At 71.3% G+C, this 9,224-nt stretch carries 8 protein-coding genes; 3 read left to right on the top strand and 5 right to left on the bottom strand.

Annotation, left to right across the window (positions count from 1 at the left end):
- The first annotated feature begins 146 nt into the window (after positions 1 to 146).
- From P2H44_RS24875 to P2H44_RS24865, 3 genes are read left to right on the top strand one after another with little or no spacing between them, the layout of a single operon-like run.
- Positions 147 to 350: a TRAP transporter large permease subunit gene (locus P2H44_RS24875; RefSeq protein WP_462976326.1), complete on the top strand. Its 204-nt coding sequence runs from the start codon at positions 147 to 149 to the stop codon at positions 348 to 350.
- 19 nt (positions 351 to 369) lie between these two features.
- On the top strand, positions 370 to 1,392 hold the full coding sequence (locus P2H44_RS24870; RefSeq protein WP_275768132.1) for a type 2 periplasmic-binding domain-containing protein: 1,023 nt from the start codon (positions 370 to 372) through the stop codon (positions 1,390 to 1,392).
- Between the two features lie 57 nt (positions 1,393 to 1,449).
- The gene (locus tag P2H44_RS24865; protein ID WP_275768131.1) at positions 1,450 to 2,307 is read left to right on the top strand and encodes a sulfotransferase domain-containing protein; all 858 of its coding nucleotides are present in this window, start codon (positions 1,450 to 1,452) and stop codon (positions 2,305 to 2,307) included.
- A gap of 1,141 nt (positions 2,308 to 3,448) precedes the next feature.
- On the opposite strand, the gene P2H44_RS24860 is transcribed toward P2H44_RS24865, so the two are convergent.
- The 5 genes from P2H44_RS24860 to P2H44_RS24840 form a co-directional block, all read right to left on the bottom strand.
- A complete protein-coding gene (locus tag P2H44_RS24860) occupies positions 3,449 to 4,414 on the bottom strand; it encodes an ABC transporter substrate-binding protein (RefSeq protein ID WP_275768129.1) in 966 nt (321 codons plus the stop codon).
- Between the two features lie 65 nt (positions 4,415 to 4,479).
- Positions 4,480 to 5,409 carry an ABC transporter permease gene (locus P2H44_RS24855; RefSeq protein ID WP_275768135.1) on the bottom strand — a complete coding sequence of 310 codons (930 nt, stop codon included), beginning with the start codon at positions 5,407 to 5,409 and terminating at the stop codon, positions 4,480 to 4,482.
- An 89-nt stretch (positions 5,410 to 5,498) separates the two neighbouring features.
- Entirely contained in the window at positions 5,499 to 7,007 is a 1,509-nt protein-coding gene (locus P2H44_RS24850; RefSeq protein ID WP_275768127.1) for a sugar ABC transporter ATP-binding protein, read from the bottom strand.
- Complete coding sequence (locus P2H44_RS24845) at positions 7,004 to 8,161, bottom strand: Gfo/Idh/MocA family protein (protein WP_275768125.1); 1,158 nt, start codon at positions 8,159 to 8,161, stop codon at positions 7,004 to 7,006. The genes P2H44_RS24850 and P2H44_RS24845 overlap by 4 nt, the downstream gene beginning before the upstream one ends.
- Entirely contained in the window at positions 8,158 to 9,216 is a 1,059-nt protein-coding gene (locus P2H44_RS24840; protein ID WP_275768124.1) for a sugar phosphate isomerase/epimerase family protein, read from the bottom strand. The genes P2H44_RS24845 and P2H44_RS24840 overlap by 4 nt, the downstream gene beginning before the upstream one ends.
- Between the last annotated feature and the right edge of the window lie 8 nt (positions 9,217 to 9,224).

Raw genomic sequence — 9,224 nt, 5'->3', positions numbered from 1 at the left:
GCTGTCCAGCACCAAGCGAACCGCGCGATCGCGGACCTCAGGGGAGAACTTGTTCGTCGTCTTGCTCATGGGGCTCCATCCTACTCAGGAGTGGGAGCCTCCGGCAGACCCGGAGCGGTTCACTGATCTGGTTCGGCATCGTCGTCGTGCTGGTGGTGGAACTGGGCCTGATCACGCCGCCCGTCGGCATGAACGTCTTCGTGGTGAAGGCCAACGCGCCGAACACCGCGCTGTCCACGATCTTCCTGGGCGTCCTGCCCTTCGCCGCGGCGCTGCTGGCGGTGCTGTCCATCGTCATCGCGATCCCCTCGGTCGCCACCTTCCTCCCCGGCCTGACGGGCCGCGACTGACCTCTCGAAAGGAGCTGTCATGAAGACGATCCTCTGCACGGCGCTGACCGCGTCCACCCTTCTCGCAAGCCCGGCCGCCGCGAAGGAGCTGCTGGTGAACTGCCTCTGGCCCGCGCAGCACTTCTTCTGCGCCGAGGTCCTCGGGCCCTGGGCCGAGGACGTCGCCGCGGCGACCGAGGGCCGGGTGACCGTCAGCGTGCCGCCGCGCAGCCTCGCGCCGCCGCCCAAGCAGGTCGAGTCGATCCGGGGCGGGCTGTTCGACGCGGGCTTCACCTTCAACGGCTTCCTCGCGGACGAGATCGCGGGCCCGCTGGTGGCGATGATGCCCTTCACCGGCACGGGCGACGGAAGGGCCTCGTCCCTCGCGCTCTGGCGCACCTACGAGACGCACCTGTCCGGCCTCGACGAATACGACGGGCTGCATCTGCTGTCGGTCTTCGTGGCGCCTGGCGGCGACTTCTATTCGCTCAACGACACGCCCATCGAGACGCTCGCCGACGCGACGGGCCGCAAGATGTGGGCGCTGCCCGGCGTGACCTCGGCGATCCTCAGCGCGGGGGGCGGCGGCGTGGTCTCGGGCCCCGCGATCCAGATGGCCGAAACGATCCAGAGCGGCGTGGTCGACGGCTTCGTCGGCATCCCGCCCTGGGACGCGGAGAAGTTCAACGCCCTGCAATACGCCCGATCGATCACGGTGACGCGGAAGAAGATCTTCACGCCGGCCTTCAGCTTCGTGATCTCCGACGCCGCATGGGAGGGGATCTCGGCGCAGGACCAGGCCGCGATCATGGCCCTCTCCGGGGCCGCCTTCGCCGAAACGGTCGGCACGATCTGGACGGATCTCAACGACGCGAAGATGCAGAGCCTCGACGCGCAGATGCAGGTCATCCAGGCCAGCCCCGCCTTCGAAGCGGAGCTGCTGGCCGCATCGGGCGGCCCGGTCGCCGGTTGGCTGAAGCGGATGGAGGCGCTCGGCCTCGACGGCGAGGCGGTTCTGGCGTTCTATGAAGCGCAGATCGCCGCCGAACTGACCTCGAACTGAGGCGACGCGGCCTGCGACGCATCCGCGTCGCAAGTCCGCGCGCAGTGGAGACGTCCGATGATCCCTTCTCGTCCGCCGCGATACCGGAGCGCCCTGTTCGACAGCGCGCGCTGGTCCGACGTCGATCTTCGGTCCGGAGACATCGTCGTCTCGACCCCGCCGAAAAGCGGCACCACCTGGACGCTGGCCATGGTCTATCTCTCGCTGCACGGGCCCGACGCCCGGTTCGAGAGGTTGTCCTCGGCCGCGCCCTGGGTGGATTTCCACGGGGGCCGTCCCGACGCTCCGCCGCGGCAGGCGCGATCCTTCGACGGCCGACGCATCTTCAAGACCCACACGCCGCTGGACGGCGTACCGCTGGTCGACGGCGTCGTGGCGATCACGGTGCATCGCGATCCCGGCGAGAGCCTTCTCTCCATGCGGCGTCACCTGCGCAACATGACCGCGCCGGCCCCGGACCACCCGAACCGGGGACCTCTGGAGATGGCCCTCGAGACCTTCCTGTCCCGTCCGCTCGACCTCGACCATTTCGATGGCGTGACGCTGTCGGGGCTGCACCATCACCTCCGCCGGTCCGAGCAGGCCTCGGCCGCCCGGTTCCACTATTCCGAGATGTCGGCCGACCCTGTCGCCGCGCTGCGCGCCATCGCCGGCTGCATCGGAGCGCCGCTCGACCCGGCGTCCGAGCGGGCGATCATCGACGCGACGGGAAAGGCCGCCATGCGCAGAAACGCCGGGACCTACACGCCCGAGGCGAACACCGGCCTGTTCAAGGACGACGCCCGTTTCTTCGCCGGTGGGGACGAGCGCGCCGAGCGCCTGACCGATGCGCAACGGTCCCGCATCTTCGATCGGGTCCACAGCGACATGGGCGATCATTCCGCCGCGTGGCTTTGTCGAACCGCAGGAGCGTAGGCGCCGGCGGCGGCTGATGAGGAAGCAGACATCGACCGAGCTCTTGGTGGATGGCAGCTTCGGGCCGTTCGCGTCGGCGCGCCTGCGATATCCGATGGCTGGAATGTTCCCACGGCAGATCGATGACCTTCGCTTCGCTCCTGCCGCCTCGGTTCGCCTGATTTGCCGCGCGTGAGCGGCGCGTGGCCCTTTGGCGTCCCCTTCGGCGACACCGGACGAACACGCGCATGTCTCACCTCTTCGCCAGTCTCATCCACGCGCAAAGCCCGGCGCATCGGCGGCGACCCGGAGGACAGCGATGAGACGACCGTCCGCGCAAGCGCCTGGCGAGGCTCGCTCCGTCCTCGAGGATCAGGCGCTGTTGTTCGGGCGAGGGCGGTCCATGAGACGGAACCGCCGGCTCGCATCCGGGCGAGGTAATCGGGGCTGTCCATGCCGGCGGCGAGAGGGCGATACGCAAGGCGACCCGGTTCCGCCAAGCGCTCGCGGCCGAGCGTGACGGCGCCGACGCGGCCTGCATCGTGGGGAGGGAGGCGGGCGGCCATCCCGGCCTGAGCCCGCACCGGCTCCGGCGCTTCCGGCCCATCCCGCCCCCCGCATGCGCGTCCCCCTGGCGGTCGGCGGAGGTCTTGGAACCGGCCGCCGGCTTGTCGGGATGCTCGCCATGGGGTTCGAGGCCGTCCTGATGGGCGACCGCGACCTGACGGCCGAGGAGATCCGGGCCCACCCTGCCTGCAAGGCTCGTCTGGTGGCCGCGACCGATGACGACGCCGGCGCCGCGATGGAGCGGATCACCGCCGCCGGGCGCGTGCGCGACGACGCCGACGCGCGGGAGATGCGGCGGACGGAGCGGGAGGGCGCCCCGAGAGTCGAGGATTCCGGCGCCGTCGTCCGCGGACCCTGCGGGCGCAGCCACGCCCCTGTCGGCGGCGATCCGGAGACGGGCCTTCCCGGCTGCGCGGCGGCCGTCGGTTTCCCGGATCGGGCGGAGCCGGCGGGGGCCGTCGTGGCGCGGATCATGACCGAGGCGCAGGCCGCCCCGGCGCGGCGCGAGGGCCTTGCCCGCAGGCAGGCTCGGGCAGGCGCCGCGCAGGATCCCGCCCGGCCGTTCGAAAGGGCCGGGCGGAGCTTCAGGACCGGATCAGAACGGACTGTCGGGGAAGTAGAACTGCTCGGCGTTCTCGGGCGTGATCCGCTGCGAGCCGATGATGAAGCGGCCCGCGACAGGGGTGGGCGAGACCAGGGCCAGCGCCGTCAGTTCGATCGCGGTGGCGATCTGCGCGGGCGGGTAGGTCACGTTCACCGGAAGCATGGGGTCGTTCTCCATGATCCGCTTCACGATCTCCTTCATGCCGGCGCCGCCGACCACCCACATCTCCTTGTCACGGCCGGCCTGGCGGATCGCCTCCAGCACGCCCACGGCCATGTCGTCGTCGGCCGCCCAGACCGCGTCGATCTGCGGGTATTTCGACAGGAAGTCCTGCATCACGTCGAAGGCGTCGTCGCGGTTCCAGTTGCCGTGCTGCATGTCCAGCACCTCGATCCCCGAGCCGTCGATGGCCGCCTGGAAGGCCGCCACCCGCTCGTTGTCGAGCGTGGTGGGGATGCCGCGCAGCACCACGACCTTGGCGCCGGGCTCCAGCGTCTCGGCGAAGTATTCGCCCGCCACGCGGCCGAAGCCGGTGTTGTCGCCGGCGACATAGAGGTCCTCGATCCCCGGGACCGACAGGCCGCGGTCGACGACGGTGACCCAGATCCCCTTCTCCTTCACCGCCTGGACGGGGGCGGTCAGGGGCTCGGATTCGAAGGGCAGCACCACCAGCGCGTCGATGTTGCGGGTCGCGACCATGTCCTCGATGTCGTTGACCATCTTGCCCGCGTCGCCGGCGGTCGACAGCACGAAGCCGAGATCGGGATAGGTCGCCTCCAGCCGCTTGATCGCCTCGCGCGCGTGGAAGTTCAGGCCGCCCATGAAGCCGTGAGTGGCCGAGGGGATGGCGACCCCGATCACCTTCTTGTCCTGCGCCTGCGCGGCGCCCGCGCCCAGCGCCAGCGCGCCCGCCATGGCCAGCGCGGCGCCCGCCTTGAACAGATCCCTGCGTTTCATCTCCAAGTCCTCCCAGGTTGTGGAGCCGGGACGGTCGCGCGTCCCGGCGGCCCGCTCGCGGCCGATCAGCCGTCGGCCTTCCGCTCGCGCTGCAACACGACCGCGAGAATGACGATCACGCCCTGGATCGCGCCGTTCAGATACGGGCTGACGATCGAGGCGAGGTTCAGGATGTTGTCGATCAGGCTCAGGATCAGGACGCCGATCACCGCGCCCCACACCCGGCCGAAGCCGCCCTTCAGGACGGTGCCGCCGATGATCACCGCGGCGATCGCCTCCAGCTCCCACAGCATGCCGGTGCCGCCGGAGGCCGAGCCCAGGCGCGGAACGTACATGATGGTCGCGACCCCGACCAGCAGGCCCAGCAGGGCGTAGGTGGCCATGCGGGTGCGGTCGACGCGCACCGCCGACCAGCGGGCCACCTGCTCGTTCGCGCCGATGGCCGCGCAGTGGCGGCCGAAGGGGGCGTTGCGCATCGCCAGCTCCCCCAGGATCGCCACCAGCGCGAAGACCACGATCGGCCAGCTGATCCCGAAGGGTCCGTCGTAGTAGACCGGGCGATACAGCGTGCGCAGGTCGTAGTTGAGCGAGATGGTGCCCCCGTCCGCCAGCCAGGTGGTCAGCGAGCGGTAGACGCCCATGGCGCCGAGCGTGACGATGAAGGGCTCGATCCGGACCTTCGCGATCAGGGCGCCGTTAACCAGACCGGCGGCGAGGCCGCACAGAAGCGCCACCCCCATCCCCAGCGCGATGGTGGCGGCCGAGACGCCGAAGGTCCCCACCAGCGCGTTCATCGCCAGGATGGTCATCGCCGCGGTGAAGGCCGCCATCGAGCCCACCGACAGGTCGATCCCGCCCGCGGTGATCACGAAGGTCATGCCCACGGCGATGATGCCGATGAAGGCCGAGCGGGCGAGCACGTTCTGCACGTTGCCCGCCGACAGGAAGTTGTCGTTCAGGAACGCCCCCAGCACGATCAGCGCCGCCAGCGCCATGATCGGGCCCAGGACGTGCAGGCCCAGGCTGCGGCGCGGACGCCGGGCGGGCGCGGATTCGGGAGCGGTGTCGGGAGAGGCGGCGGCGGTCATGCGGCTTCGGGCTCCTTGTCGTCCACGCCCATGGCGAGGCGGACGATGGCGGTTTCGCCGACCTCCCCGCCCTCGAGCACGCCCGCGATCCGGCCCCGGCGCATCACCATCACGCGGGAGGCGAGGCCGATCACCTCGGGCAATTCGGAGGAGACGACGATCACGCTCTTCCCCGCCGCGGCCAGCGCGGCGATGAAGGCGTAGATCTGCGCCTTGGCGCCGATGTCGACGCCGCGGGTGGGCTCGTCGATGATCACCACGCCGGGTTCCGCCAGCAGGGTCTTGGCGAGCAGCAGCTTCTGCTGGTTGCCGCCCGACAGGCCGCCGGCGGTCATGCCGAGGTCGCGGGCGGCGATGGCGAAGTCGTCCACCGCCTGGCGCAGCGCCCGCATCTCGGCCGCCTTGTCGATGCGCAGGCCCGCGCGGGTGAAATTCTCCAGCGCCAGCAGGGTCAGGTTCTCGGACAGCGGGAAGCCCAGCAGCAGGCCCTTCTCCTTGCGATCCTCGGTCAGGTAGACCAGCCCCGCCTCGCGCATCGCGCGGGGGTCGCCGGGGCGGACGGGCTTGCCGAACAGGGCGATCTCGCCGGTGGCGGGGCGCAGGCCGGCGAGGCCTTCCATCAGCTCGGTCCGCCCGGCGCCGACCAGGCCGGCGATGCCAAGAACCTCGCCGCGGCGAAGCTGGAAGCTCGCCGCCTCGGCATGGCCGGGGACGGTCAGGCCGCGCACCTCCAGCACCACCTCGTCCTGCGGGACGGGCTTCGGGGGGAACAGGTCGGACAGCTCGCGCCCCACCATCGCCTCGGCCATCTCGTGTTCCGAAAAGCCCGCGGCGGGGCGGGAGGCGACGCGGCGGCCGTCGCGCAGCACGGTGACCCGGTCGGCGATGCGCGCCACCTCGCCCAGCTTGTGGGAGGTGTAGAGGATCGCGGTTCCCGCCGCCCGGAGCCGGTCGATCTGGGCCAGCAGCAGGTCCGTCTCCCGCGCCGTCAGCACCGCCGTCGGCTCGTCCATGATCAAGACGCGGGCGTCGCGGCCCAGGGCCTTGGCGATCTCGACCATCTGGCGTTCGGGCGCGGACAGGTCGCGGCAGCGCAGGCGCGGATCCAGGTCGCAATCCAGCCGCGCCAGCAGGCGGCGGCTTTCCGCGCGCATCTCGGCCTGGCGCAGGAAGGGGCCGCGGCGAAGCTCCCGCCCGAGGAAGATGTTCTCCTCCACGGTCAGGGGCATGGCGAGGTTGAATTCCTGGTGGATCAGGACCACGCCCGCCGCCTCCGCCTCGCGGTGGGAGGGGAAGCTCGTCGGGGCGCCGTCGACCTCCAGCCCGCCGTCGGAGGGGGCGAGGTAGCCCGACAGGATCTTCATCAGCGTCGACTTGCCGGCGCCGTTCTCGCCGATCAGGGCGTGGACCTCGCCCGGGCGCAGGTCGAAGTCGACGTCGAACAGGACCTGGTTGGGCCCGAAGCGGCGCGAGACGGCGCGGGCGGCGAGGAGGGGGGCGGTCATGACAGCGCCGTCCATCGCCCGTCGCGCTTCGCGGAGGCCACGCAGGCCTCGACGAAGCGCAGCCCGGCGAGTCCGTCGCCGACGTCGGGAAAGAGCGTCCCGGCCGGGGCCGCCGCCCCCTCCCGCGCCGCCCGGATCGCGGCGGCGGCCTCGGCGTAGAGGTTGGCGAAGGCTTCCAGGTAGCCCTCCGGATGGCCCGAGGGGACGCGCTGCAGGCGGGTCGCCTCCGGCCCCGCCACCGCGCGGGTCATCAGGCGGGGGGCTTCTCCAAGACGGGTGGCGACCAGGCGCTCCGGATTTTCCTGCGACCATTCCAGGCCGCCGTCTTCGCCGTAGACCCGCAGGGTCAGGCGGTTCTCGTTCCCCGGCGCCACCTGGCTGCACCACAGCGCGCCCTTGGCGCCGGAGGCGTAGCGCAGCAGCACCCGGGCGTCGTCGTCCAGCCGGCGGCCGGTCACAAAACTGGTCAGGTCGGCCGAGACCGCCTCGGGCGCCTCCCCCGTCACGAAGGCGGCCAGCTGGAAGGCGTGGGTGCCGATGTCGCCCAGCGCCCCGCCGGCGCCCGAGCGGGCGGGATCGGTGCGCCATTCGGCCTGTTTCGAGCCCTGGCTCTCCACCGGCGTCGCCAGCCAGTCCTGCACGTATTCGACCTGCACGCCGCGCAGGCGGCCGAGAAAGCCCTCGGCCACCATGGCGCGGGCCTGGCGGATCATCGGGTAGCCGGAATAGTTGTGGGTCAGCACGAACAGGGCGTCGGACTTCGCCGCCTCGGCCGCCAGCTTCTTCGCCTCGGCCCCGGTGGCGGTCATCGGCTTGTCGCAGATCACGTGGATCCCGCGGCGCAGGAAGGCGCGGGCGGGGGCGAAGTGCAGGTGGTTCGGGGTGACGATCGCCACCGCCTCGATCCCGTCCTTCAGCCGCGCCTCGCGGCGGGCCATGGTTTCGAAGTCGTCATAGATGCGGTCGGGGGCGAGGCCCAGCGCGGCCCCGCTCTCGCGCGCCGTCTCCGGCGTCGAGGACAGCGCGCCTGCGACCAGCTCGAAATGGCCGTCCATGCGGGCGGCGATGCGGTGCACGGCGCCGATGAAGGCGCCCTGCCCGCCGCCGACCATGCCCAGGCGGATGGGTCCTGCGCGGCCGGCGAAGCGGCTCATCGCTCCAGCCCCAGCATCCGGCGATTGGCCGCCATGTCGGCCCCGCCGTCGGCGAAATCGTCGAAGGCGCGGTCGGTGACCCGGATGATGTGGTCGCGCACGAACTGCGCGCCCTCCCGCGCGCCGTCCTCGGGGTGCTTCAGGCAGCACTCCCATTCCACCACCGCCCAGCCGTCGAAATCCATCGCGGCGAGCTTCGAGAAGATCGCCCCGAAATCGACCTGCCCGTCGCCGGGGGACCGGAAGCGCCCCGCCCGGTCGACCCAGGACTGGAACCCCCCGTAGACGCCCTGGCGGCCGGTCGGATTGAACTCGGCGTCCTTGACGTGAAACATCCCGATCCGCTCGCCGTAGATGTCCAGGTGCGCCAGGTAGTCCAGGCATTGCAGGACGTAGTGGCTGGGGTCGTAGAGCATCTTCGCCCGCGGGTGCTGGTCCAGGCGGTCGAGGAACATCTCGAAGCTGGCGCCGTCGTGCAGATCCTCGCCGGGGTGGATCTCGTAGCAGATGTCGACGCCATGGGCGTCCGCATGGTCCAGGATCGGGCGCCAGCGCGCGGCGAGCTCGTCGAAGGCGGCCTCGACCAGGCCGGCGGGGCGCTGCGGCCAGGGGTAGAGATAGGGCCAGGCCAGCGCGCCCGAGAAGGCCGCCATCCGGTCGAGGCCGAAGTTCCGAGAGGCCTCGATGGTCAGCTTCACCTGGCTCTCCGCCCAGGCCTGGCGCGCCTTCGGGTTCCCGCGCACGGCCTGCGGCGCGAAGCCGTCGAAGGCGAGGTCGTAGGCGGGGTGGACGGCGACCAGCTGGCCCTGGATATGCGCCGACAGCTCGGTGATCGCGACGCCCGCCTCGGCCGCCTGGCCCGCGATCTCGTCGCAATAGTCCTTCGAGGCGGCGGCGCGGTCGAGATCGAGGAACCGCCCCTCGCCCGAGGGGACCTGCACGCCGGCATAGCCGCAGCCGGCCGCCCAGCGCGTGATGGCGCGCCAATCGTCGAAGGGCGCCTCGTCGCCGGCGAACTGCGCCAGGAACAGGCCGGGGCCCTGGATGGTCTTCACGTCTCGCC

Origin of the sequence: Albimonas marina, from assembly GCF_029223255.1 — a bacterium.
GTDB lineage: Bacteria > Pseudomonadota > Alphaproteobacteria > Rhodobacterales > Rhodobacteraceae > Albimonas.
This window is presented reverse-complemented; position numbering and strand designations above follow the sequence as displayed.

Excerpts from the sequence above, each read along its gene's own strand:
- P2H44_RS24865 (WP_275768131.1), top strand. The coding sequence starts at position 1,450 with ATGATCCCTTCTCGTCCGCCGCGATACCGGAGCGCCCTGTTCGACAGC.
- P2H44_RS24850 (WP_275768127.1), bottom strand. The coding sequence starts at position 7,007 with ATGACCGCCCCCCTCCTCGCCGCCCGCGCCGTCTCGCGCCGCTTCGGG.
- P2H44_RS24855 (WP_275768135.1), bottom strand. The coding sequence starts at position 5,409 with ATGGCGCTGGCGGCGCTGATCGTGCTGGGGGCGTTCCTGAACGACAAC.
- P2H44_RS24860 (WP_275768129.1), bottom strand. The coding sequence starts at position 4,414 with ATGAAACGCAGGGATCTGTTCAAGGCGGGCGCCGCGCTGGCCATGGCG.
- P2H44_RS24845 (WP_275768125.1), bottom strand. The coding sequence starts at position 8,161 with ATGAGCCGCTTCGCCGGCCGCGCAGGACCCATCCGCCTGGGCATGGTC.
- P2H44_RS24870 (WP_275768132.1), top strand. The coding sequence starts at position 370 with ATGAAGACGATCCTCTGCACGGCGCTGACCGCGTCCACCCTTCTCGCA.